Source organism: Pseudomonas sp. MEJ086, from assembly GCF_030209025.1.
Lineage (GTDB): Bacteria > Pseudomonadota > Gammaproteobacteria > Pseudomonadales > Pseudomonadaceae > Aquipseudomonas > Aquipseudomonas fulva_A.
On the sequence record NZ_JARVSV010000009.1, the window covers coordinates 116,780 to 142,153 of the forward strand.

The window sequence follows — 25,374 nt, forward strand, 5'->3', positions numbered from 1 at the left end:
GGCAATGAGAGAAAAGGCGCCCGGGTGGCGCCTTTTCCGTTTCAGCCCAGCCGCGGGCGTTGCATGCTGTGGGCCAGCAAGGCGCGGAACTCGTTCAGCGGCTGCGGACGGCTGAACAGGTAGCCCTGGTAACAGTGGCAGCCCTGGCTCTGCAGAAAGTCCAGCTGGCTCTGTTGCTCCACGCCCTCGGCGATGACCTCCAGGCCCAGGCTCAAACCAAGTGCCACCACGGCGCGGATGATTTCCGCGTCGCTGGGGTTGCTGGTGGCGTCGCGTACGAACGACTGGTCGATCTTCAACACGTCCACCGGCAGGCGCTTGAGGTAAGTGAGCGACGAATAGCCGGTGCCGAAATCGTCCATGGCGAAGCTCACCCCCAACTTGCGCAGGCGATTCATCTTGGCGATGGTTTCGTCGATGTCCTGAATGACGATGCCTTCGGTGATCTCCAGCTTGAGCATGCCCAGCGGCAGTCTGTTCTTGCGCAGGCAGTGTTCGACCCGTTCGACGAAATCGCTCTGACGGAACTGCCGGGTGCTGATGTTCACGCAGAGACTGAAGTTTTCGTCGATGATGCGTTCTTCCAGCAACTGCGCGCAGACGTGACAGGCTTCGACCATCACCCAGGCGCCGACTTCGAGGATCAGCCCGCTTTCTTCCAGAACATGGATGAACAGCGCCGGTGATTGCTCCCCCAGGGTCGGGTGCGCCCAGCGCAGCAGCGCTTCGGCACCGATGATCTGGTCCTTGCGTGCGTCTACCTGAGGTTGGAAATAGAGCTCGAACTCCCCGCGGGCCAGGGCCATGCGCAGTTCGTTCTCGAGGCGCAGGCGCTCGCTGGCAGCGTGCTGCATGGTGCTGTGGAACAGCTGGATGGCATTGCGGCCGGAATCCTTGGCTCGGTACAGGGCGATATCCGCGCGCTTGAGCAGATCGGCCGGGGTCTGGCCGTGATCCGGGATGAGTGCGATGCCGATACTCGGGGTTACCTGCAGGCGGTGACCATCGAGCAGCATCGGTTCGGTGAGTAGTTTGCGTAGCTTGTCGGCAGTGCTGCGGGCATGGCTGATCACTTGATTGAGCTTGCCCTCGATGCCGGTCAGCAGCACCACGAACTCGTCACCGCCGAGGCGCGCCACGGTATCTTCCTCGCGCACGCTGACCTCCAGGCGTGCGGTGATCAGCTTGAGCACCGCATCCCCGACCGGATGGCCCAGCGAGTCGTTGATGTGCTTGAAGTGGTCGAGGTCGAGAAACAGCAGCGCGCCGCGTAGCCCATGGCGTTGCAGCAGGGCGATCTGCTGGGTCAGGCGATCCATCAGCAGGGCACGGTTGGGCAGGTTGGTCAGCGAGTCGTGATAGGCCAGGTGCTGGATCTGCGCCTGGGCGGCCTTGAGTTCGCCGATGTCGCGGGCGGTGACCAGCAGGCAGGGCTGCCCGTCCAGTTCGATCTGCTCGACCGAGACTTCCACCTCCACGCAGTTGCCGTCGCGATCCCGGGCGCGCATTTCCATGCGCTGGATATGCCCTTCACCGCGCAGCGTATCGAGCATGCGTCGACGTTGCTCGGCGTCCGCCCAGATGTTCACTTGCGCGGACGTCTGGCCGATTACCTCGTCCGCGCTGTAGCCGGTCAGGCGCGTGAAGCCGTCATTGACTTCGATATAGCGCCCGCTGTCACGGGTGGTGATGGTGATGGCGTCCGGGCTCGAGTGAAAGGCTTTGGAGAACTTCTCCTGGCTGGCCTTGAGCGCCGCCTCGGCACGCTGCTGCTCGGTGATGTCGCGAAATTTGCTCAGTACGCAGGGTTGTCCGCTCAGTTCCAGGCGCCGGCAGGAGACAACGCAAGTCATGCTGCGGCCGAGGGGGTCGATCAGGTCGATGCGCTCGTCGGTGAGGTCCGTGCCGTTGAGAATTTTCTGACGCAGGCCTGAGGATGCGGGCAGGGTTTGCCAGGGCTTGAGCTTGAAGATGTTGCGCCCGGTAATTTCCGCCGATTGCCAACCGAACGCCTGGGTGAACGCCGGATTGATCTCCAGAATGCGGCCTTCGGGAAGCGTCGTCACGCAGATCGGGTCCGGGCTGGCCTGGAATACCGTGGCGAATTTGCGCTCGGAGGCTTGCAAGCGTTGTTCGCGCAGCGTGCGTTCGCTGGTGTCGATAAGAATGCCGGTCATGCGCACGGGCTGACCCTGGGCATCGCGATGCAGTTTGGCGGTGCTTTCCAGGTAATGCGTTTGCTTGCCTGGATGTACCGTTCTGTAGGTGACCTGATAATCCTGTCCATCATTGGGCAGCAGGTCCCGGTATGCCTGGCGCATGGCCTGACGATCCATCAAGGGCACGTGCGCGAAAAAATCCAGGAAGGGGCCGTGGAAGGGTTCGGCCGCCAAGCCATGCAAGGTCGCTGCCCTTGCCGAGGCGAACATGGTATTGCTGGGGATGTGCCAGTCCCAGGTGCCAAGGTCCGCCGACTCCAGGGCCATGCGCAGGCGCTCCTGGCTGTCGGCCAGTGCCTGTTCCTGAGCGCGCTGGCGACTGATGTCGCGGATTACCCCGAACATCTTGTGCTGCCCGGCCTCGCCAGCCTGCAGGCTGCCGGTGATCTCCAGCCAGCGCAGGCTGCCGTCCGGCCAATGGATGCGGTGACGGATCGGCTCGGCGGTAGGCGAGCCGTCGAGCACGGCCTGGAACATCCGCATCACTTCAGTGCGTTCTTCTTCGGGTATCAGCGCCATGTAATCGACGGGGGCGCTCAGCGGGCTGTTGGGGTCGATGCCGAACAGCTTCTGCGCCCCGCGTGACCAGTTCACTTCGCCGGTGTCGACGTTCCAGAACCAGGCGCCGAGCCCTGCGCCATTGAGGGCAGCCAGCAGGTGCTGGGAGTCGTGCCAGGTCTTCTCGAACTCGGCAGGGTCGAGTGCTGGGACGTAGGGCAATGGCGGGCGTTTGTCATTGGAGTTGCCCATAACCCTTCCTCTACAAAAAAGGACGGCAGAACATGCGGTGAGGCTATCCGTGGCACGCAGCATGACGCAGGCGGCAAATGGCCTGCATGGGTATCAAGTTAGCCTTTGCCCGGGCGCGAAAGCAAGGCTGTCACGATGACTGTCGAGCAACTGCATGAAGGCCCTGGCAGCGTTGGACAGCGTACGTTCCGTGTGCACGATGTAGCCCAGTTGGCGCGACAGCTGAATGCCCGGCAAAGGCAGGCGTGCGACCTGATCATCGAGCATGGTGCGTGGCAGCACGCTCCAGGCCAGACCGATGGACACCATCATCTTGATGGTTTCCAGATAGTTGGTGCTCATGGCGATATTGGGGGTCAGGTCTTCGGCCTCGAACAGGCGCTGCACGATGTGGTGGGTGAAGGTATTGCCACCGGGAAACACCGCCGGGTGCAGGGCGACATCGGCCAGTGTCACGCCGCTGCTCTGCGCCAGCGGATGCTCCGGGGCGGTTACGAAGTCCAGGGGGTCGTCCCACACCGCCACGGCGCGCACCGGCTCACGGGTATCCGGCGCCAGCGTGATGACCGCCAGCTCGGCGCGCCCATGGAACACCTCGTCATAGGCCACCTCGGAATCAAGAAACTGGATGTCCAGGGCGACCTGGGGGTGTGCGCGGGTGAAGGCGCGCAGCAGCGGCGGCAGGCGGTGCAAGCCGATGTGGTGACTGGTGGCGAGCGTCAGGCGGCCGGTGATCTCGCCGTTGAGGTTGGTCAGCGCGCGGCGGGTGTCCTCCAGTACGTTGAGAATCTGGTAGGCGCGTGGCAGCAAGGCGCGGCCGGCTTCGGTCAGGCTCACTTCGCGGCCCAGGCGGTCGAAGAGGCGTACCCGTAGCTGTTGCTCCAGGCTGGCGATCCGTTTGCTCACCGCGGGTTGAGTGAGATGCAGGCGTATGGCCGCCTCGGAAAAGCTGCCAAGTTCGGCAATGGCGATAAACGCGTTGAGGGTGGCGAGATCCATTGGAGTTCCGAGGCTGGTTCGATGATCGCCGCATTCTGTCAGGGAATGCTTTGGATGAAAAATATGAATTTGAGTAATTTGACGGCGAGTCGTAGCATTACCCCATAAGCCAAAGGGCTATTGCCCTGGCATAGAAAGACCGATGAGGACAGGCTGATGGCAGGCAAGACGCTCTACGACAAGTTGTGGGAAATGCACGAAGTGAAGCGACGCGACGATGGTTCGTCGCTGATCTACATCGACCGCCACATTCTTCACGAAGTGACGTCGCCCCAGGCCTTCGAAGGTCTGCGTCTGGCTCAGCGCAAGCCGTGGCGCATCGATGCCAACATTGCTACGCCCGACCATAACGTGCCGACCACCCGCGCCGAGCGCCAGGGCGGCCTCGAGGCCATCGCCGACGAGGTCTCGCGCATTCAGGTGCAGACCCTGGACGAGAACTGCGACGACTTCGGCATCCTCGAATTCAAGATGAACGACGTGCGGCAGGGCATCGTTCACGTGGTCGGCCCGGAGCAGGGGGCTACCCTGCCGGGCATGACCGTGGTCTGCGGTGACTCGCATACCTCTACCCACGGCGCTTTCGGTGCGCTGGCCCATGGCATCGGCACGTCCGAGGTCGAGCACGTGCTCGCCACCCAGTGCCTGGTCGCCAAGAAGATGAAGAACATGCAGGTGCGGGTCGAGGGCAAATTGCCGTTCGGCGTCACTGCCAAGGACATCGTGCTCGCGGTGATCGGCAAGATCGGCACCGCCGGCGGTAATGGCCACGCGCTGGAGTTCGCCGGCAGCGCGATCCGTGAGCTGTCCCTCGAAGGGCGCATGACCATCTGCAACATGTCGATCGAGGCCGGTGCCCGTGTCGGCCTGGTCGCGGTGGATGAAAAGACCCTGGACTACGTCAAGGGTCGCCCGTATTCGCCGAAAGGTGAGCACTGGGAGCAGGCGGTCGCCGTATGGCGTGACCTGGTGTCCGACGCCGACGCGCATTTCGACACCGTGGTCGAGCTGCGTGCCGAAGACATCAAGCCGCAGGTCAGCTGGGGGACTTCCCCCGAGATGGTCCTGGCCGTCGATCAGAACGTTCCGGATCCGGCCCGTGAAAACGACCCGGTGAAAAAGGATTCGATCACCCGCGCCCTCAAATACATGGGCCTTGCCGCCAACCAGCCGATCACCGATATCCAGCTCGATCGCGTGTTCATCGGTTCGTGCACCAACTCGCGCATCGAAGACCTGCGTGCCGCCGCTGAAGTGGCCAAGGGGCGCAAGGTCGCCAGCACCATCAAACAGGCGCTGGTCGTTCCAGGCTCCGGTCTGGTAAAGGCCCAGGCGGAAAGCGAAGGGCTGGACAAGATCTTCATCGAGGCCGGCTTCGAATGGCGTGAGCCAGGCTGCTCCATGTGCCTGGCGATGAATCCGGACAAACTCGGCAACGGCGAGCATTGCGCGTCGACCTCCAACCGCAACTTCGAAGGCCGCCAGGGCGCCGGTGGCCGTACCCACCTGGTCAGCCCGGCCATGGCTGCCGCCGCTGCGGTGACCGGTCGCTTCATCGACGTTCGCGAATTGATCCAGGCCTGAGGAGCACGACATGACACCTTTCACTCAACACACCGGCCTGGTCGCTCCGCTGGATCGCGCCAACGTCGACACCGACCAGATCATCCCCAAGCAGTTTCTCAAGTCGATCAAGCGTACCGGCTTTGGCCCGAACCTGTTCGATGAGTGGCGTTATCTGGATGTCGGGCAGCCGAATCAGGACAACTCCAATCGGCCGATCAACAAGGACTTCGTGCTCAACTTTCCGCGCTATCAGGGCGCCAGCGTGCTGCTGGCGCGCGAGAACTTCGGCTGTGGCTCGAGCCGTGAGCACGCCCCCTGGGCGCTGGACGAGTACGGTTTCCGTACCGTGATCGCACCGAGCTTCGCCGATATCTTCTTCAACAACAGCTTCAAGAATGGCCTGCTGCCGATCATTCTGGCTGAGGAGGAGGTCGATGCCCTGTTCGAACAGGCCGAGGCTCAGGAAGGCTATCAACTGACCGTCGACCTGGCGGCGCAGACCGTCACTCGACCCGATGGCGTGCAGTACCGCTTCGAAGTCGATGCCTTTCGCAAGCACTGCCTGCTCAACGGCCTCGATGACATCGGCCTGACCCTGCAGGACGCCGATGCGATTCGCGCGTTCGAAGTCGGTTACCAGCAGCGTCAGCCCTGGTTGTTCGGCGCGATCAAGTAAGCCAGCGGTCTTCAGGGAGCAGGATAGATGTCAGGTCACGAGCAGGTGGTGCAACGCCAGTTTGGCGAGCAGGCCAACGCTTATCTCAATAGCGCCGTGCATGCACAGGGCAGCGAGTTCGCCCTGTTGCAGGCCGAGGTAGCGGGGCGAGGCGATGCCCGCGTGCTGGATCTGGGCTGTGGCGCCGGGCATGTCAGCTTTCAGGTCGCGCCGCTGGTTGGCGACGTGGTGGCTTACGACCTCTCCGCGCAGATGCTCGCAGTGGTCGACAAGGCTGCCGCCGAGCGGGGCTTGAACAACCTGCGTACGGTGCATGGCGCTGCGGAGTCGCTTCCATTTGCCGATGGCGAGTTCGATTTCGTGTTCAGTCGCTACTCGGCCCATCACTGGAGCGACCTGGCGGTTGCCCTGCGCGACGTGCGGCGGGTGCTCAAGCCCGGTGGTGTGGCGGCGTTCATCGATGTTGCCTCGCCGGGCAGGCCGCTGCTCGATACCTACTTGCAGAGCGTCGAAGTGCTGCGCGATACCAGCCACGTGCGTGACTACTCGGTGTCTGAATGGCTGCAGCAGATCAGCGAAGCGGGTTTGCAGGTGCGCAGCCACACCCGGCAGCGTCTGCGGCTGGAGTTCGCGTCGTGGGTCGAGCGCATGCGTACGCCTGCGGTCATGCGCGAGGCCATTCGCGCCTTGCAGGCTGCGGTGGGCGAGGAAGTGCGCGAGTACTTCGAGATCGCTGCCGATGGCTCGTTCAGCACCGATGTGCTGGTGCTCTGGGCGGAAAAATAAGGTTACGTGTTATCAGCGAGTGGGCCTGACGCCCCATTGACCCATGCCCCGCGGGCGCCGAACATGGCGCCCCTCGCGGCAGGGCGATAGGCGCAGGCCCGCTCAGGTTTCTAAATAATGTCGCGTTTGCCGTCTAGCGCATGCGCCTCGAGCTTCGTGAAGGAAATAGCGATGAGCAAGCAGATTCTGGTTCTCCCCGGCGACGGTATCGGTCCTGAAATCATGGCCGAAGCGGTCAAGGTGCTGCGTCTGGCCAACGACAAGTTCGCGCTGGACGTCGAACTGTCGTTCGACGAATTGGGTGGCGCTGCGGTGGACAAATACGGTGTGCCCCTGGCAGACGAAACCCTGGAGCGCGCACGCGCTGCCGATGCCGTACTGCTTGGCGCAGTGGGTGGGCCGAAGTGGGACAAGATCGACCCGGCCATCCGTCCGGAGCGCGGTCTGCTGAAAATCCGTTCGCAGTTGGGCCTGTTCGCCAACCTGCGTCCGGCGATCCTCTATCCGCAGCTGGCCGATGCGTCCTCGCTCAAGCCCGAAGTGGTCGCTGGCCTGGACATCCTCATCGTGCGTGAGCTGACCGGTGGCATCTATTTCGGCCAGCCCCGCGAGAGCAAAGTGCTCGATAATGGCGAGCGCATGGCCTACGACACGCTGCCCTACAGCGAAAGCGAGATCCGTCGCATCGCCAAGGTCGGTTTCGACATGGCTCGCGTGCGGGGCAACAAGCTGTGCTCGGTGGACAAGGCCAACGTGCTGGCGTCCAGCCAGCTGTGGCGTGCCGTGGTCGAGGAAGTGGCCAAGGATTACCCGGATGTCGAACTGAGCCATATGTACGTCGACAACGCTGCCATGCAGCTGGTGCGCGCACCCAAGCAGTTCGACGTGATCGTCACCGACAACATGTTCGGCGACATCCTGTCCGACGAAGCGTCGATGCTCACCGGCTCCATCGGTATGCTGCCGTCCGCTTCGCTGGATGCCAACAACAAGGGCATGTACGAGCCGTGTCACGGTTCGGCGCCGGATATCGCCGGGCAGGGCATTGCCAATCCGCTGGCGACCATCCTGTCGGTGTCCATGATGCTGCGTTACAGCTTCAACCAAGCTCAGGCCGCCGATGCCATCGAACTGGCCGTGAGCCGCGTGCTCGATCAGGGCCTGCGTACCGGTGACATCCACTCGGCAGGTACGACCAAGGTCGGCACCGCGGCAATGGGTGATGCGGTAGTCGAAGCGCTGCGTAGTCTGTAATCTTCCAGGCCGCTGGAAAGTGTCCGGCGGCTTGTTCATATAGGTGTAGTGGTTATGAAACGTGTAGGTCTTATCGGTTGGCGTGGCATGGTGGGTTCCGTGCTCATGCAGCGCATGCTGGAAGAACAGGATTTCGATCTGATCGAGCCGGTGTTCTTCACTACTTCCAATGTCGGCGGCCAGGGCCCGGCCATCGGCAAGGAAACCGAAACGCTCAAGGATGCCTACAGCATCGATGAGCTGAAAGGTCTGGACGTGATTCTCACCTGCCAGGGTGGCGACTACACCAACGAAGTCTTCCCCAAGCTGCGCGAAGCCGGCTGGAAAGGCTACTGGATCGACGCGGCGTCCTCGCTGCGCATGGCCGACGACGCGGTGATCGTGCTCGACCCGGTCAACCGCAAGGTCATCGACCATCAACTCGACCTGGGCACACGCAACTACATCGGTGGCAACTGCACCGTCAGCCTGATGCTGATGGCGCTGGGTGGTCTCTACGAAGCCGGTCTGGTCGAGTGGATGAGCGCCATGACCTATCAGGCGGCCTCGGGTGCCGGCGCGCAGAACATGCGCGAGCTGATCAAGCAGATGGGCGCGGTCAACGCCAGCGTCGCCGACGACCTGGCCGACCCGGCCAGCGCCATCCTCGACATCGACCGCAAGGTGGCCGAGGCCATGCGTGGTGATGCCTTTCCGGTCGACAACTTCGGCGTGCCGCTGGCCGGCAGCCTGATTCCCTACATCGACAAGGAGCTGCCTAACGGCCAGAGCCGTGAAGAGTGGAAGGCCCAGGCGGAAACCAACAAGATTCTCGGTCGTTTCAAGAACCCGATCCCGGTCGATGGCATCTGCGTGCGCATCGGCGCCATGCGCTGCCACAGCCAGGCGCTGACCATCAAGCTGAACAAGGACGTACCGCTGTCCGACATCGAAGGGCTGATCAGCCAGCACAACCCCTGGGTCAAGCTGGTGCCGAACCATCGTGAAGCGAGCATTCGTGACCTCGGCCCGACCGCCGTTACCGGTACGTTGAGCGTACCGGTGGGGCGCTTGCGCAAGCTCAACATGGGCTCGCAGTACCTGGGCGCCTTCACCGTGGGTGACCAGCTGTTGTGGGGTGCGGCCGAGCCGCTGCGCCGCATGCTGCGGATCCTGCTGGAACGTTGAGCTGCTGACGGCACGCTACCAGGCGTGCCGTGAAGGGGCGGGTGTATGGCGGTCGCATTGCGATTGCCATCGCCCGCCCCTTTGCTTTTCGGTAGAGTGCCGGGTCTGTTTCAGCTATCGAGCGTCAGGCTCCCCCTCATGACTTCTACCTTTGATATCGCCATCGTCGGCGCCACCGGCAGCGTTGGCGAATCCCTGCTGCAGATTCTCGAAGAGCGCGATTTTCCGGTCGGTGATCTGCATCTGCTCGCCAGCAGCGAATCTGCCGGCCGTACGCTAGCCTACAAGGGGCGCAACCTGCGTGTGCGTGCCGTGGACGGTTTCGATTTTCGCGCCGTGAAGCTGGTGTTCTTCGCCGCCGATCAGGCTGTGACCCTCGCCCATGTCGACGCGGTGCGCAAGGCGGGCTGCTCGTTGATCGACATAACGGGTGCCTTGCCGTGCGAGCAGGCTCCCCGCGTCGTGCCCGAGGTCAATGCCGCTGCGCTCGAGGGGCGTGAGGCGCCATTCATGCTCAGCAGCCCTTCCTCGGTCGCCGTGGCGGTAACGCTGGTGCTGGCCGCATTGAGAGAGCAGGTATCCGTGCGTCGGTTGGTGATCGACGCCGGGCTGGCGGTTTCCAGCCGTGGCAGGGAAGGGGTGTCCGAGCTGGCCCGGCAGACGGCCGAGTTGCTCAATGGCCGTTCGTTCGAGCCGCGTCTGTTCGATCGGCAGATGGCTTTCAACATACTGGCCCAGGTAGACGAGCCGGACGCGCAGGGGCACGGTCGCCTGGAGCGCCGGGTGAACGAAGACATCAAGGCGTTGTTCGATGATGCCTCGCTGAGTGTCGCGGTCAGTTGTCACCAAGTGCCGGTTTTCTTCGGCGACAGCTTGAGCGTGACAGTTCAGTCATCTACACCTGTAGAGCTGGACAAGGTCATTGCAGCGCTGGATGCGGCATCCGGCATAGAACGTGTCGATGCTGGGGATTATCCGACCGTCATCGGCGATGCCGTTGGCCAGGATGAGGTGTACGTAGGCCGCGTGCGGCGCGGTTTGGACGACCCCAGCGAGCTCACTTTGTGGATTGTGTCTGATAATGTGCGAAAAGGTGCGGCTTTGAATGCCGTGCAACTGGGCGAGTTATTGATAAAACACCATCTGTAAAAGATACTTATCCGGAAATTTGAAGATCTATTCGAGCTTGGCAAATACTGAGCGCGCTGATTGTTGGCTGGGGGGCCTGAAAAGGGGCAGCCGACGATCACCAACCCTCTCGTTATGCGAGAGCAGTTAACACAAAGGAAAAGGCTATGGTTCGGGTTCGTAAACTGGTACTGGCTATCGCTGCGGCGACGGCGTTGTCTTCCGGTATGGCGCATGCGTTGGGTGTCGGCGAGCTGACGCTTCAGTCGTCTCTGAACCAGCCTCTGGTGGCAGAAATTGAACTGCTGGATGTTCGCGATCTTTCTGCGGCGGAAATGCGCCCTGCGCTCGCCTCGCCTGAAGAGTTCAACAAGGCCGGCGTCGATCGCCAGTATTTCCTGACCGACCTCAAGTTCACGCCTATCGTCAAACCCAACGGCAAGAGCGTGATTCGCGTCACGTCGACCAAGCCGGTTCGTGAACCCTACCTGAATTTCCTCGTGGAAGTGCTGTGGCCCAATGGCCGCCTGCTGCGTGAATACACGCTGCTGCTCGATCCGCCGCTTTATTCTCCGCAGGCTGCGGCTGCGCCGCAATTGCCTGTCGCTGCCCCCGTGCCGCGTTCAGCTACCCCCGCGGCGACGCCGCCACGTGCAGCAGCACCTGCGGCCACGCCTGCCGCCCCCCGTGCCGGGACCGCCGAGCCGGGCGGCGAATACCGCACCAACACCAATGACACCCTGTGGGAAGTCGCCCAGCGCGTACGCGGCAACGGCAGCGTGCATCAGGCGATGCTCGCCATCCAGGACCTCAATCCGGATGCCTTCATCGGTGGCAACATCAACCGCATGAAGAGCGGCCAGGTGCTGCGCCTGCCCGATGCAGCGCAGGTTGCCAGTCGCAGCCAATCCGAAGCATTGGCCCAGGTCGGCGAACAGAACAGCTCCTGGCGCCAGGCGCGTAGCGCTCCGGCCGCCGCCGGCACCCGCCAGATCGATGCCACACGGCGTACCGGTGCTGGCGCTGCGCCTGCCGAAGTGCAGGCCGAAGACAAGCTCAAGCTGCTTGCCGCCGATGCAGGCAAGGCCACTGCTGGCAGTGAAAACGGCGCCAACAACAGTACCGCGCTGAGCAACCAGCTGGCAGTCACCCAGGAAAGCCTGGATTCGACCCGTCGTGAAAACGACGAGTTGAAAGACCGCATGACCGATCTGCAGAGTCAACTCGACAAGCTGCAGCGGCTCATTCAACTGAAAGACAATCAGCTGGCCAAACTGCAGGCAGACGTCTCTGCACCTGGCGGTCAGGCCGCTGGTGCCGCAGGTGCCGCAGCAGAGTCGGCAACTGCGGCAGCGGCTCCCCAGGGGCAGGCTCCTGCCGCTCCGGCTGGCGCTCCAGGCAGCGAGGCTTCCACGCCTGCCGCACCGACGGCTGAAGCACCGGCTGCTCCGACCGAGCCTGCAGGCCAGACTCCTTTGAGCGGTGAGCCTGCTGCACAGACCGGTACCGATGCCGCCCCGGCTGCACCCGTCGATGGTGCTACCCCGGCCGCAGAACCCGCTATAGCCCCTGCGCCGGCCCCTGCCGAACCAGTTGCCCCTGAAGTTGCCCAGGCCCCCGAGCCGGTAGTCGCCGCGCCCGAGCCGGTCGAAGAGGACAGCGCCCTCGACAACCTGCTGGCCAACCCGATGCTGCTGGGGTTGATCGGTGGCAGCCTGTTGCTGGCATTGCTGCTGGTGCTGTTGATCCTGTCGCGCCGCAATGCACGCAAGGAAGCCGAGCAGGAAGAGAGCCTTTCGGTGTACCAGGAAGATACCCATCGTTTCGATAGCGACCTGGAGCTGCCAGCCGACAGCCTGAACGATCTGCCGGACGACCTGAACGCTCCGCTGCAGCCTGTCAGTGAAGAGCGCGTTACTGCACAAACCGGTGACGCCCTCGGCGAGGCGGATATCTACATCGCTTACGGTCGCTTCAACCAGGCGGCCGAGCTGCTGCACAACGCCATCAACGACGAACCGCATCGCACCGATCTGCGCTTGAAACTGATGGAAGTCTATGCCGAACTGGGTGATCGCGAAGGTTTCGCTCGCCAGGAAAGCGAGCTGCGCGAGATTGGCGGTGCCAACGCCGAAGTCGAACAGCTGAAGAGCCGTTACCCAGCCATGGTCGCCCTTGGTGGCACCGCTGCGCTGGCGGGCGCTGCCGCCGCCGATGATCTGGACACCTTCAGTCTGGACGATCTGGCGCTGGACGAGCCTGCTCGACCCGTGGCATCGCAACCTGCCAGCGACGACTTCGATCTCGATCTGGATGCACTGGAAGCAGAGTTCGCCGCTGATCCGCAGGCCAAGCAGAGCGCTGACCGTTTCGACGAGATCGACACCCTGGGCCTGGATTCCGATCTGGATCTGCAGGCTCCCGAGCAACCGGCTGCCAGCAAGGACGACGCCGTGGCTTTCGATCTCGACCTCGGTAACGAAGCCGACAACCGTCAGGAGTTGGGCGGCGAACTGGCCGACTTCAGTCTCGACCTGGACTCGCCCAATACCCCGGCCGCTGCTCAGGAAGATGATTTCCTGCTGAGCCTCGATGACGACGCGGACAAGGTGCCAGCCAATGATTTCTCTTCCGCTCTGGCTGATGAGAAGGCCCAGGACGATTTCGGCTTGCCCGCTGATTTCGACCTGTCGCTCAACGAGGAAGCGCCGGCGCCGACCACGGGTGCCAGCTTCGCTGCCCAACTCGATGACGTGACCGCCGAGCTCGACCAACTGGCCGAAAGTCTCGAGCAGCAAGGTCAGCTGGAGCCTCGGGAACTGCAGGCGGATAGCTCATCGCTCGACGATGACGAGGATTTCGACTTCCTCTCGGGCACTGACGAAACCGCGACCAAGCTGGATCTGGCGCGCGCTTACATTGATATGGGTGATTCCGAGGGTGCCCGTGACATCCTCGACGAAGTGATCGCCGAAGGTAACGATGGTCAGCAGCAGGAAGCGCGCGAGCTGATCGGCAAACTGGTTTGATACATGTCTGATGTGCGTACCTCGACGGCAGCCGAAATGGCTGCCGTCGGCATTTACAAGATCGCCCTGGGTGTCGAGTACCGTGGCGCCCGTTATCGTGGGTTCCAGCGCCAGCGTGACGGCGTGCCATCGATCCAGGCTTCCCTCGAGAAAGCCCTTTCCAAGGTTGCCGGCGGTGCGCCTGTCACGCTGAGTTGTGCGGGGCGCACCGACGCGCTGGTGCATGCCAGCGGGCAGGTGGTGCATTTCGACACCACGGTCGAGCGATCCATGCACGCCTGGGTCATGGGGGCCAACATGAATCTGCCAGGCGACATCAGTGTCACCTGGGCCAAGGCCATGCCAAGGCATTTCGACGCGCGCTTCTGCGCCATGGCGCGACGCTATCGCTATGTGATCTACAACGATCAGATACGTCCGGCGCACATGGCCGAAGAAGTCACCTGGAACCACCGTCCACTGGATATCGAACGCATGCGTGAAGCGGCCCGCGTGTTCCTCGGTACCCATGATTTCAGCGCATTCCGTGCGCGGCAGTGTCAGGCCAAATCACCGATCAAAACGGTGCACCACCTGGAGTTGCTGCAACATGGTCGCTTCATCGTGCTGGATATCCGCGCCAATGCCTTTCTGCACCATATGGTGCGTAACATCGCTGGCGTGCTGATGACCATTGGTGCCGGTGAGCGTCCGGTCGAGTGGGCTGGCGAGGTACTGGCTACCGGTGTGCGGCGTACTGGCGGCGTAACGGCCCACCCTTACGGGCTGTATCTGGTGCAAGTGGATTACCCGGCCGAGTTCGATTTGCCGACGCGTTATCTGGGGCCGCACTTCCTGTCCGGCTTGAAAGACGTGGCAATCCCGGAGTAGGCGGCGGGCAGAGTAATTAATGGCCCATCGCCTACGGTCATTTGTTACCATCCGGCCTTTCGCGGAGGTATTCGTCTGTTGTCAGTCGTTCGCTGCAAGATCTGCGGGATTACCCGCCTCGAGGATGCGCTCGCCGCGGTGGCGGCTGGTGCCGACGCTATCGGCCTGGTGTTCTATGCGCGCAGCCCGCGAGCCGTGTCGATCGAGCAGGCGCGGGCCATCGTGACTGCGCTGCCGCCTTTCGTGACCACGGTCGGTCTGTTCGTCGACATGTCGCGAGCCGAGCTCGATGAGGTGCTGGCTGCGGTACCGCTGGATCTGCTGCAGTTTCATGGCGATGAAACCGCTGCCGAGTGCGAAGCCGTCGGCCGGCCCTATATCAAAGCGCTGCGCGTTCGCGCAGGCGATGACGTGGCGGCGCTGGTGGACGTTTATCCTGGTGCCCGCGCAGTTCTGCTCGATACCTTCGTGGAAGGTGTTCCCGGAGGGACGGGGCAGGCCTTCGACTGGTCGCTGGTGCCTGCGCGATTGAGCAAGCCGGTCATCCTCGCCGGTGGCCTGACCGCGAGTAACGTCGCTGCGGCAATCGCCCAGGTGCGTCCTTATGCGGTCGATGTCAGCGGCGGCGTGGAGGCGAGCAAGGGCATCAAGGATGCCAGCCGGGTAAAAGACTTCGTACGCGCAGTGCGGGCGGTTGGCGAGTCGATGTGACGACGTCGCGCAGCGAGCCGTCCATACTCCTATCGCCGCGATAAGTGCGTGCTTTTTTCGTGGTCGGGTCAGGTGGCGGGCGTAACGCCGGCCCCTGAGGCGGCCACTTTGTGAATTCGCTTGTCATGTGCAACAAGCATGTTGAAGCCTACAGCGTTGGAGAATTGAGAGCATGAGCAACTGGCTGGTAGACAAACTGATCCCATCGATCATGCGTTCCGAGGTCAAGAAGAGTTCGGTGCCGGAAGGTCTGTGGCACAAGTGCCCGTCCTGTGAGGCCGTGCTGTACAAGCCCGAGCTGGAAAAGACCCTGGACGTTTGTCCCAAGTGCAGTCACCACATGCGTATCAATGCGCGTGCGCGTCTGGACATCTTCCTCGACGCCGATGGTCGTGAAGAGATCGGTGCCGATCTTGAGCCCAGTGATCGCCTGAAATTCCGCGACAGCAAGAAGTACAAGGATCGCCTGGTCGCTGCGCAGAAGCAGACCGGCGAGAAGGACGCGCTGATTTCCATGAGCGGTACGCTGGAAGGCATGCCGATCGTGGCCTGTGCCTTCGAATTCTCCTTCATGGGCGGCTCCATGGGTGCCATCGTCGGTGAGCGTTTCGTGCGTGCCGCCAACGTGGCGCTTGAACAACGCTGCCCATTCGTATGCTTCGCCGCCTCCGGTGGTGCGCGTATGCAGGAAGCGCTGATCTCGCTGATGCAGATGGCCAAGACTTCCGCCGTGCTGGCGCGTCTGCGCGAGGAGGGTATCCCCTTCGTTTCCGTACTGACCGACCCGGTATACGGTGGTGTTTCCGCCAGTCTTGCCATGCTCGGTGACGTGATCGTCGCCGAACCGAAGGCACTGATCGGTTTTGCCGGCCCGCGAGTGATCGAGCAGACCGTTCGCGAGAAGCTGCCAGAAGGTTTCCAGCGCAGCGAGTTCCTGATCGAGCACGGCGCCATCGACATGATCATTCACCGTGCCGAGCTGCGCTCGCGTCTGGCTCGTCTGCTGGCGCAGTTCACTCACCAGCCATCCCCTGCAGCGCTGCCGGTCACGGCATGACCCAGCGCTCCCTGGCCGAGTGGCTGGCGTACCTGGAGCGTTTGCATCCGAGCGCCATCGACATGGGCCTGGAGCGTTCCCGGGAGGTTGCCGAGCGCCTTGGGCTTTCCCGTCCGGCGCCGCGGGTGATCACGGTCACCGGCACCAACGGCAAGGGCTCGACCTGTGCTTTTCTCGCCGCGTTGCTGCGCGCCCAAGGGCTCAAGGTTGGCGTCTACAGCTCGCCGCACCTGCTGCGTTACAACGAGCGGGTGCAGATCAATGGGCAGGACGCCAGCGATGCAGGTCTCTGTGAGGCTTTCACCGCCGTCGAGGCCGCACGGGGCGAAACCTCGCTGACCTACTTCGAGATGGGCACTCTGGCCGCCTTCTGGTTGTTCGAGCGTGCCGGTCTGGATGTCGCTGTGCTGGAAGTCGGTCTGGGTGGGCGCCTCGATGCGGTCAATCTGATCGATGCTGACCTGGCGCTGATCACCAGCATCGGTGTGGATCACGCCGACTGGCTGGGGGATACCCGCGAGTCGGTTGCGTTCGAGAAAGCCGGGATCATGCGCCCCGGCAAGCCGGCACTCTGCGGCGATTTCGATCCACCGCTGCCATTGCTGGAGCGGGTGGTGGAAATCGATGCACCGTTCTTCCTGCGCTGCCGGGATTTCGACCTGAGCATCGCCCAGGACGGCTGGAGCTGGTACGGGCTCACGCCGCGTGGGCACGTGCTGCGTCTGGCCGGCTTGCCACTGCTCGATCTGCCCATGGAAAACGCCGCGCTGGCTCTACAGGCCTATGCCTTGCTCGATCTGCCCTGGGATGCCGGCGTCATCGCCGCAGCATTGGCCGCTACCCGGGTAACCGGTCGCCTGGACCGTCGTCACTTGAACTGGCGGGGCAAGTCCCTCACTCTGTTGCTCGATGTAGGGCACAATCCCCACGCCGCGCAGTTTCTTGCCGGTCGTCTGCAGGCCCGCCCTGCAGAGGGGCAGCGCCTGGCAGTCTTCGGTCTGTTGGCCGACAAGGACTTGCCTGCCGTCGTCGCGCCGCTGCTGGGCGAGATTGCGCACTGGGCGGTCACGCCGCTGCCGACCGAGCGTTCTCGCTCCGCGGCCGAGCTGCATGGGCATCTGATCGCCTGTGCTGCACAGGTCGAGATGTACGCCGATGTCGCGAGTGCTCTGCAGGCACAGTGCGAGCGCGCTGCGGCAGGGGATGAAATTCTGCTCTTTGGTTCTTTTTTCTGCGTGGCCGAAGCCCTGATATGGCTGGAGCGTCACGCCCAGGAGGATGTGCAGGATGGCAATGCTGGATAGTGGAACGAAGCAACGTATTGTCGGGGCTCTGGTGCTGGTGGCGCTGGCGGTGATTTTCCTGCCAATGCTGCTATCCCGTCCTGACGAGTTGCGTCATGTGGTGGTCGACGCGCCAAGCATCCCGGCCAAGCCCGTAGTGCCGGAAATCGAGATGCAGCCGGTCATCGTCCCCGATCCTCAGGAGTTGCCGCAGGAGCCGGTGCCCGGCGACAGTGGGGCCACCGATCAGGCTCCGGCGCCGGTCGAGCAGCCGATCGCCGAACTGCCTGCTAGTCAGCCTCCCGTTGCGACGCCTGCTCCGCAGCCAACGCCCAGCAAGCCCGCCGAAGTGGCGCCGCCGCCGCAGAAAGCGCCGGCCGAGCGTCTGGATGCCAATAGCCTGCCGGTCAGCTGGTCGGTGCAACTGGCCAGCCTTTCCAGTCGCCCAGGCGCAGAGACCCTTCAGAAAACCCTGCGCGCCCAAGGCTACAACGCCTATATTCGCGCTGCCGATGGCATGAACCGGGTGTTCGTCGGGCCGCTGGTCGAGCGAGTCGAAGCCGATCGGCTGCGCGATCAGCTCAATCGTCAGCACAAGCTCAATGGCTTCGTGGTGCGCTTCCAGCCTGAAAGCAACTGACTCGGTATCTGCGCTTAACCGATGGGCAGGGGTCTGCTAAAATGCAGCGCCTCTTCCATCGGTAGCCTGCATCGTGGCATTCACTTGGGTCGATTGGGCGATCATCGCCATCATCGTCGTATCGAGTCTGATCAGCTTGAGTCGAGGCTTCGTCAAGGAAGCCCTGTCGCTCGTCACCTGGATCGTCGCTGGTGTGGTCGCCTGGATGTTCGGTGGCGCGCTCTCGCAGCATCTCGGTGCCTACATCGAAACCCCGTCCGCCCGTGTCATCGCCGCCTGCGTTCTGTTGTTCGTACTGACCCTGCTGGTCGGTGCGTTGATCAATTATCTGATCGGTGAGCTGATCCGGGTGACCGGTCTTTCCGGCACGGATCGTTTTCTCGGTATGGTATTCGGCGCCGCACGTGGCGCCTTGCTGGTCGTGGTCGCCGTCGGGCTGTTGAGCCTGGCCCCCGTCGAGCAGGATGTCTGGTGGCAGCAATCAACGCTGCTGCCGCATTTTCTGTTGGTTGCAGACTGGTCGAAGAACCTCATTCTGGGGATGTCCAGCGAGTGGTTGGCCAGTGGTATACGCGAGCCGGTCGAACTGCCGTTCAAAGATGTGCTGCAGGGATCCATTCCCGTTGGCACTGGTAAATAGTCGTTTCACTGAGTAGGGGTTGCGTCACATGTGTGGCATTGTCGGTATCGTCGGTAAATCGAACGTCAATCAGGCGCTGTATGACGGCCTTACCGTCCTCCAGCACCGCGGCCAGGACGCTGCCGGTATCGTCACCAGCCACGAGGGGCGGCTGTTCCTGCGCAAGGACAATGGCCTGGTGCGTGACGTGTTCCAGCAACGGCACATGCAGCGCCTGATCGGCCACATGGGTATCGGTCACGTGCGCTATCCGACTGCCGGCAGCTCCAGCTCGGCAGAGGCTCAGCCGTTCTACGTCAACTCGCCCTACGGCATCACCCTGGCGCACAACGGTAACCTGACCAACGTCGAACAGTTGGCCAAGGAGATCTACGAGTCGGATCTGCGTCACGTCAACACCAGTTCCGACTCCGAAGTACTGCTCAACGTGTTTGCCCACGAGCTGGCCGTGCGCGGCAAGCTCAACCCCAGCGAGGAAGACGTCTTCGCTGCGGTCAAGGACGTGCACAAGCGCTGCCGTGGCGGCTATGCCGTGGTGGCGATGATCACCGGTTACGGTATCGTCGGTTTCCGCGATCCGAACGGCATTCGCCCGATCGTCTTCGGTCAGCGTCATACCGACGAAGGCGTCGAGTACATGATCGCTTCCGAGAGCGTGGCTCTGGACGTGCTCGGCTTCACCCTGATCCGCGATTTGGCGCCGGGCGAAGCGGTTTACATCACCGAAGAAGGCCAGTTGCACACGCGCCAGTGCGCACCCAATCCGCAGCTCAAGCCGTGCATTTTCGAACATGTCTATCTGGCTCGCCCGGACTCGATCATGGACGGTGTGTCGGTGTACAAGGCGCGCCTGCGCATGGGTGAAAAGCTCGCGGACAAGATTCGTCGCGAGCGCCCCGAGCACGATATCGACGTGGTCATTCCGATTCCCGATACCAGCCGTACGTCGGCGCTGGAGCTGGCCAATCACCTCGGTGTGAAGTTCCGCGAAGGCTTCGTCAAGAACCGCTACATCGGCCGTACCTTCATCATGCCGGGACAGGCTGCGCGCAAGAAGTCGGTACGCCAGAAGCTCAATGCCATCGAGTTGGAGTTCCGCGGCAAGAACGTGATGCTGGTGGACGACTCCATCGTGCGCGGCACCACTTGCAAGCAGATCATTCAGATGGCCCGCGAGGCCGGTGCGAAGAACGTGTATTTCTGTTCGGCCGCGCCTGCCGTGCGTTATCCGAACGTATATGGCATCGACATGCCGAGCCCGCACGAGCTGATCGCTCATGGGCGCACCACCGAGCAGGTTGCCGAGCTGATTGGCGCTGACTGGCTGATCTATCAGGATCTCGATGACCTGAAAGAGGCGGTCGGCGGGGGCAAGATCAAGATCGAGCATTTCGACAGTGCCGTGTTCGACGGCCAGTACGTGACCGGCGATGTCGATGAGGCTTACCTGAATCGCATCGATCTGGCCCGTAACGATGGCTCCAAGACCAGCAGCCAGGCGGTCAGCGAGATCATCGATCTGTATAACAACTGATCGACAAATAACGAGTAAATGACCGGGCCCATGTGGCCCGGACTGGTTTCTGGAGGAGGACGCGATATGACGCAGCAATGGGATGCAGGTCGACTCGACAGCGATCTGGACGGTGTAGGTTTCGACACCCTGGCGGTACGTGCCGGACAACACCGCACGCCTGAGGGCGAGCACAGCGAGGCGCTGTTCACCACTTCCAGCTATGTATTCCGTACTGCCGCCGATGCAGCCGCACGCTTCGCTGGCGAAGTGCCGGGCAATGTCTACTCGCGTTACACCAACCCCACCGTGCGTGCCTTCGAGGAGCGCATCGCGGCCATGGAAGGGGCCGAGCAGGCCGTTGCCACGGCTTCTGGCATGTCGGCGATCCTGTCCATCGTCATGAGTCTGTGCAGCGCCGGCGATCACGTGCTGGTGTCGCGCAGCGTATTCGGTTCGACCATCAGCCTGTTCGAGAAATACCTGAAGCGTTTCGGTGTCCAGGTCGACTACGTGCCGTTGGCTGATCTGCAAGCCTGGGCCGCTGCGTTCAAACCGAACACCAAGCTGCTTTTCGTCGAGTCGCCCTCCAACCCGCTGGCAGAGCTGGTGGATATCGCTGCATTGGCGGCTATCGCCCATGAGCGTGGTGCGTTGCTGGCCGTGGACAACTGCTTCTGCACGCCTGCGTTGCAGCAGCCGCTGAAGCTCGGTGCGGATATCGTCATGCACTCGGCGACCAAGTTCATCGACGGCCAGGGCCGCGCCATGGGCGGCGTAGTGGCCGGTAGCGCCAAGCTGATGACCGACGTGGTGGGCTTTCTGCGTACTGCAGGGCCGACGCTCAGCCCGTTCAACGCGTGGATCTTCCTGAAGGGGCTGGAGACCCTGCGCATTCGCATGCAGGCTCACTGTGCCAGTGCCCTGGCACTTGCTCAATGGCTGGAGCAACAGGACGGTATCGAACACGTGTATTACGCCGGGCTTGCCAGCCACCCTCAGCATGAGCTGGCAGCGCGTCAGCAGAGCGCATTTGGTGCGGTGGTGAGCTTCGAGGTCAAGGGAGGCAAGGAGGGCGCCTGGCGTTTCATCGATGCCACGCGAGTGATTTCGATCACCACCAACCTGGGCGACACCAAGACCACCATCGCCCATCCCGCGACCACCTCCCATGGTCGGCTGTCGCCGCAGGAACGGGCCAATGCGGGTATTCGTGACAGCCTGATTCGGGTGGCGGTCGGTCTGGAAGACGTCGCTGATCTCAAAGCCGATCTCAGCCGTGGTCTGAAAGCGCTGTGAGTGCCGGCGGCCAAGCCGAAGGCCGCGTCGCGCTGATCACCGGCGCTGCGCGCGGTATCGGTGAGGGCATTGCCCGCTGGCTGCTGCACAACGGCTGGCGTGTGGCGCTCTGCGACCTTGCTGACAGTCGGGGCGGCGACGTGGCGGCAGCGCTCGGTGACAAGGCGTTGTTCGTGGCCATGGATGTCGTCGACGAGGGGCAGGTCGAGCGCGGCGTGGCGGCGGTCATCCGGCACTTCGGCAGGCTGGACGCGCTGGTGTGCAATGCCGGGGTGGCCAGTCCCCATGGCGATCCGCTTGAAGCATTGTCGCTGGATCAGTGGAATCGGGTGCTTGCGGTCAATCTGAGCGGGCCAATGCTATTGGCCAAGCACTGCGCAGCGCATCTGAGACCCAATGGCGGTGCCATCGTCAACATGGCCTCGACCCGTGCCAGCCAATCCGAGCCGCAGAGCGAGGCCTACGCTGCCAGCAAGGGTGGACTGGTGGCGTTGACTCACGCCCTGGCCATTAGCCTCGGCCCGACCATTCGGGTAAATGCCGTGAGTCCCGGCTGGATCGACGCCCGTGACCCGGCAGAGCAGGCTGGCGAGCCATTGAGCGCTGACGACCATGCACAGCATCCTGTCGGGCGGGTCGGTCATGTGGATGATGTGGCCGCGCTGGTTGCCTGGTTGTTGTCGAGCGAAGCAGGATTCGTGACCGGGCAGGAGTTCGTGACGGATGGCGGTATGACGCGCAAGATGATCTACCGTTGAAGGCGGCGAGGGCGCGTGGCTTTTTTTGAAAAAAATTCAATAGCGGCCTTGACTTAGGTTGGGTCCCCGCGTAAATTTCGCCTCCTCGCAAGGCCAAGGGTGATTAGCTCAGCCGGGAGAGCATCTGCCTTACAAGCAGAGGGTCGGCGGTTCGATCCCGTCATCACCCACCACTTGCCTTGAGAGAATCGGACGTAAGTCCACCGACGCGCAGCGGTAGTTCAGTCGGTTAGAATACCGGCCTGTCACGCCGGGGGTCGCGGGTTCGAGTCCCGTCCGCTGCGCCATATTTTCCATCTCAGACACCGTTTTGGGATGTGATACGAAAGCACTGCTTGCGTATCTGACGAAGCAAGAGTTGTTCGGACGAAAGTCCACCGACACGCAGCGGTAGTTCAGTCGGTTAGAATACCGGCCTGTCACGCCGGGGGTCGCGGGTTCGAGTCCCGTCCGCTGCGCCATATCTCAAGGCTTGCCTTGAAGCTACGAAAGAAAGCGGCCATAGGCCGCTTTCTTTCGTTCTGGGTCAACCAAGCCTTTCTCTTCAGTTGCTGTATCCGGGTTATCGGGTGCCGGCTTTGCGGCCCATTCGCCACGCGCAGGGCCCGGGTACGGGTTGCAGTGCACTTCTCGGGCTCGATCGGCGGTAGTGGCTGCTCTTCAGTCGCCTTGTGATCGTCGTGCTTCAGTTGATCCTGAAGGCAAGGGTGAAGGTGGTGCCTACGTCAGGCTCGCTGACACAGTCGATACGCGCCTCGTGGCGCTGTATCACGCTGTTGACGAAGGCCATGCCCAGGCCGTAGCCCTCGCCACGGGCGTTGCCTTTGCCGAACTGACGGAACTCATCGAACAGATAGGACAGGTCCTCTGCGCTGATTCCCTGGCCCTCGTCCCGTATGGTCAGCACTGCCTCGTCCGCCTCCAGCGATAGCTGCAGATGAACCGCAGTGCCAGGCCCGCTGTACTTGATGGCGTTTTCCAGCAGATTGAAGATGGCGCGAGTCAGCAATTCCGGTACGCCATCGATCACGCAGGCTTCGTCGTCGAGGAAATGCTGGCTGATGCGAATGTTCTTGTGTTGCGCCAGCGGCCAGGCCTGATCCACCGCATCCATGACCACCGCCGCCAGCAGCACTTCCTCGAATATCTGCTGCTTGGACTTGGCGGCGTCCAGCAACATGAAGTCATCGGTGAGGCTTTGCGTGCGCCTGACCTGCTGTTCTATCTGGCGATGCAGTTCGTCGTTGGATAGCGGCTCTTCGGTGCGGTCCTGCATGGCCAGCAGAGCCAGAATCGCCGACTGTGGTGCTCGCAGGTCATGGGACAGAAAGCGCAGCATGCTGTCCCGCTGCTCCTCGGCCAGACGCTCCACGGTAATTTCCAGCAAACCGACCAGCCAGCCAGTGGGCTCGCTTTCTTCGGTATCCAGTGGTGCAAGCTGGACCTTGAAGCTACGACCTGATCCGGTAAGCAAGACCTGCCCAGGTAGCCGTTGAAAGTCTCTCTCGTCGTCGCTCCAGGCGTTTCTGTGGCTTATCCGTGCGGCTGTCTGGGGCGCTTCAAGTTCTTTCAGTACCTGAAAGACATTCTTGCCGATGAGCGTCCGGTCGCCGCGGCCGTATTTTGCCTGCAGCGTGTTGGCACTCAGGTTGGCCAGCAGCACCTGCCCGTCGAGATCCGTCACGAATACCGAAAGGGGTAGGCTGTCGAGGGATTGTGCGATGAAGCGTCGGGAGCCGCGAACATGACGGATCATCGCTTCCAGGGCGAGCGCGCGACGAAGCAGTTCGTCACCATTGAAAGGCGGTTTGGGTTGAGCCTTCGGGGCTACGTGGGATTTCAGCTCCTGTGCCATGCGGTCCAGTTCGAGGCCGAAATAGGTGGCCACGGTATTCAGGCGCCGCCAGCTCCAGAACATGTAGGCGAGTGCAATACCGATCAGGCTGGCCCCAGGCGCAGACCACCAGCCCATGGCCAGCAGGCTCAGGCTGAGAACCAGGCGCAGGAAGATGAAGGCCAGGCAGACCAGAAAGGTGTGGCGCAGGCGCAGTGTCAGGAACAGGCCCAGAACGATCAGTACCGTGCCCATGGAGATGAGCACATTGAGCCAGGTCGGCATCGACTTGATCAGGTGCTGGTTGAGCAGGCTGTTGAGGAGGTTGCCGTGGGCGACTATGCCCGGTATGGCGCCTTCGGACGAGGCGAGGGGGTAGCGGTTGCCGAGTCCTGAAGCGGTCGCCCCCACCAGAATGATCTTGTTTTGCAGTTCGTCGGCGTCGACGTTGTCATTGAGCACGTCGATGACCGAGACATTGCCAATCCGCGGATTGGCGCCGCTGTAGGGGATGTACAGCTCGTTCCAGCCGAACCAGTTCGCCCCGAGGTTGCTCATGCAGCAGATATCGGGCATCACTGGCTGCTGATAACTGGGAAAGGTGGCTGCGTAGGCCTGCCAGGTGAGTTGGTTCAATTGGCTGACGGCACTGCCTTCGCGCAGGTATAGACGCCGTACGACGCCGTCGGCGTCGGCCGCTATGTAATTGTGGCCGATGCCTCTGGCACCTGCCGCCACGGAGGGAATGGGCGGAATGAAGTAGGGCTGGCCTTCTGCGGTAGGGCGCGGCGCCCGTACGGTGGGGACCACCACAGTGCCGATACGCTCCATGGCGGCCCCCAGGCGCTCGTCGACTTCCGGGCGCGAATCGGGCTCGGTGAAGATGACGTCGTAGAGAACTGCCTGGGGCTCCAGCTCCGCCAGTTTGTCCAGAAGTTTGGTGTGTACATCCCTCGGCCAGGGCCAGCGCCCGAGAGCGGAGAGGCTTGCGTCATCGATCTTGACCAGCAGAATGCGTGAATCGACCGGAGGCGAGACGATTGGCATCAATTTGTCGTAGATGATCTGGTCCAGCCGCCACTGGGGCTGGGCCGCCAGGAGGCCTATGCAGGGCAGCAGAATCACCGCGATGATGATCCATTCCCGAACAATTTTTCGATACAACTGCTGAACGCTGAACACGATAGGTTCAAGG

At 62.4% G+C, this 25,374-nt stretch carries 19 protein-coding genes and 3 tRNA genes; 19 read left to right on the forward strand and 3 right to left on the reverse strand.

Features of this window, described 5'->3' with window-relative positions:
• Positions 1 to 41: 41 nt before the first annotated feature.
• Complete coding sequence (locus QRN22_RS08515) at positions 42 to 2,969, reverse strand: bifunctional diguanylate cyclase/phosphodiesterase (RefSeq protein ID WP_042553072.1); 2,928 nt, start codon at positions 2,967 to 2,969, stop codon at positions 42 to 44.
• Between the two features lie 93 nt (positions 2,970 to 3,062).
• Positions 3,063 to 3,968 (reverse strand): LysR family transcriptional regulator, encoded by a 906-nt coding sequence (locus QRN22_RS08520; RefSeq protein WP_042553071.1) that lies wholly within the window; start codon positions 3,966 to 3,968, stop codon positions 3,063 to 3,065.
• Between the two features lie 156 nt (positions 3,969 to 4,124).
• Here QRN22_RS08520 and leuC point away from each other — a divergent pair, with 156 nt between their 5' ends.
• From leuC to QRN22_RS08615, 19 genes are all read left to right on the forward strand, one after another.
• Entirely contained in the window at positions 4,125 to 5,552 is a 1,428-nt protein-coding gene (gene leuC / locus QRN22_RS08525) for a 3-isopropylmalate dehydratase large subunit (protein ID WP_042553070.1), read from the forward strand.
• Between the two features lie 10 nt (positions 5,553 to 5,562).
• Positions 5,563 to 6,210, forward strand: a complete 648-nt coding sequence (gene leuD / locus QRN22_RS08530; protein WP_042553069.1) for a 3-isopropylmalate dehydratase small subunit — start codon at positions 5,563 to 5,565, stop codon at positions 6,208 to 6,210.
• Between the two features lie 27 nt (positions 6,211 to 6,237).
• Positions 6,238 to 6,996, forward strand: coding sequence for a class I SAM-dependent methyltransferase (locus QRN22_RS08535; protein ID WP_042553068.1), 759 nt, complete (start codon positions 6,238 to 6,240; stop codon positions 6,994 to 6,996).
• A 171-nt stretch (positions 6,997 to 7,167) separates the two neighbouring features.
• Positions 7,168 to 8,250 (forward strand): 3-isopropylmalate dehydrogenase, encoded by a 1,083-nt coding sequence (gene leuB, locus QRN22_RS08540; RefSeq protein ID WP_042553067.1) that lies wholly within the window; start codon positions 7,168 to 7,170, stop codon positions 8,248 to 8,250.
• 54 nt (positions 8,251 to 8,304) lie between these two features.
• Positions 8,305 to 9,417, forward strand: coding sequence for an aspartate-semialdehyde dehydrogenase (asd, locus tag QRN22_RS08545; protein ID WP_042553066.1), 1,113 nt, complete (start codon positions 8,305 to 8,307; stop codon positions 9,415 to 9,417).
• 138 nt (positions 9,418 to 9,555) lie between these two features.
• Positions 9,556 to 10,566: an aspartate-semialdehyde dehydrogenase gene (locus QRN22_RS08550; RefSeq protein WP_042553065.1), complete on the forward strand. Its 1,011-nt coding sequence runs from the start codon at positions 9,556 to 9,558 to the stop codon at positions 10,564 to 10,566.
• 146 nt (positions 10,567 to 10,712) lie between these two features.
• Positions 10,713 to 13,574, forward strand: coding sequence for a motility hub landmark protein FimV (locus QRN22_RS08555; protein ID WP_042553064.1), 2,862 nt, complete (start codon positions 10,713 to 10,715; stop codon positions 13,572 to 13,574).
• A gap of 3 nt (positions 13,575 to 13,577) precedes the next feature.
• A complete protein-coding gene (gene truA, locus QRN22_RS08560; RefSeq protein ID WP_042553063.1) occupies positions 13,578 to 14,444 on the forward strand; it encodes a tRNA pseudouridine(38-40) synthase TruA in 867 nt (288 codons plus the stop codon).
• 78 nt (positions 14,445 to 14,522) lie between these two features.
• Complete coding sequence (locus QRN22_RS08565; RefSeq protein ID WP_042553062.1) at positions 14,523 to 15,155, forward strand: phosphoribosylanthranilate isomerase; 633 nt, start codon at positions 14,523 to 14,525, stop codon at positions 15,153 to 15,155.
• A gap of 172 nt (positions 15,156 to 15,327) precedes the next feature.
• The gene (accD, locus tag QRN22_RS08570) at positions 15,328 to 16,212 is read left to right on the forward strand and encodes an acetyl-CoA carboxylase, carboxyltransferase subunit beta (RefSeq protein WP_042553061.1); all 885 of its coding nucleotides are present in this window, start codon (positions 15,328 to 15,330) and stop codon (positions 16,210 to 16,212) included.
• Positions 16,209 to 17,516: a bifunctional tetrahydrofolate synthase/dihydrofolate synthase gene (gene folC / locus QRN22_RS08575; RefSeq protein ID WP_042553060.1), complete on the forward strand. Its 1,308-nt coding sequence runs from the start codon at positions 16,209 to 16,211 to the stop codon at positions 17,514 to 17,516. Before accD ends, folC begins: the two co-directional genes overlap by 4 nt.
• Positions 17,500 to 18,135 (forward strand): SPOR domain-containing protein, encoded by a 636-nt coding sequence (locus QRN22_RS08580; protein WP_042553059.1) that lies wholly within the window; start codon positions 17,500 to 17,502, stop codon positions 18,133 to 18,135. Before folC ends, QRN22_RS08580 begins: the two co-directional genes overlap by 17 nt.
• A 73-nt stretch (positions 18,136 to 18,208) precedes the next feature.
• Positions 18,209 to 18,775, forward strand: a complete 567-nt coding sequence (locus QRN22_RS08585; RefSeq protein ID WP_042553058.1) for a CvpA family protein — start codon at positions 18,209 to 18,211, stop codon at positions 18,773 to 18,775.
• 28 nt (positions 18,776 to 18,803) lie between these two features.
• The gene (gene purF / locus QRN22_RS08590) at positions 18,804 to 20,309 is read left to right on the forward strand and encodes an amidophosphoribosyltransferase (protein ID WP_042553057.1); all 1,506 of its coding nucleotides are present in this window, start codon (positions 18,804 to 18,806) and stop codon (positions 20,307 to 20,309) included.
• A gap of 66 nt (positions 20,310 to 20,375) precedes the next feature.
• Positions 20,376 to 21,587, forward strand: coding sequence for an O-succinylhomoserine sulfhydrylase (locus QRN22_RS08595; RefSeq protein ID WP_042553056.1), 1,212 nt, complete (start codon positions 20,376 to 20,378; stop codon positions 21,585 to 21,587).
• A complete protein-coding gene (locus tag QRN22_RS08600) occupies positions 21,584 to 22,345 on the forward strand; it encodes an SDR family oxidoreductase (RefSeq protein WP_042553055.1) in 762 nt (253 codons plus the stop codon). Before QRN22_RS08595 ends, QRN22_RS08600 begins: the two co-directional genes overlap by 4 nt.
• 97 nt (positions 22,346 to 22,442) lie before the next feature.
• A tRNA-Val gene (locus tag QRN22_RS08605) sits at positions 22,443 to 22,518 on the forward strand.
• Positions 22,519 to 22,555: 37 nt separating this feature from the next.
• Positions 22,556 to 22,632: transfer RNA gene (locus QRN22_RS08610), tRNA-Asp, on the forward strand.
• Between the two features lie 97 nt (positions 22,633 to 22,729).
• Positions 22,730 to 22,806, forward strand: a tRNA-Asp gene (locus QRN22_RS08615).
• A 224-nt stretch (positions 22,807 to 23,030) separates the two neighbouring features.
• Here the strand turns inward: QRN22_RS08615 and QRN22_RS08620 are convergent.
• Positions 23,031 to 25,361 carry a CHASE2 domain-containing protein gene (locus tag QRN22_RS08620; RefSeq protein WP_052493764.1) on the reverse strand — a complete coding sequence of 777 codons (2,331 nt, stop codon included), beginning with the start codon at positions 25,359 to 25,361 and terminating at the stop codon, positions 23,031 to 23,033.
• Positions 25,362 to 25,374: the final 13 nt, after the last annotated feature.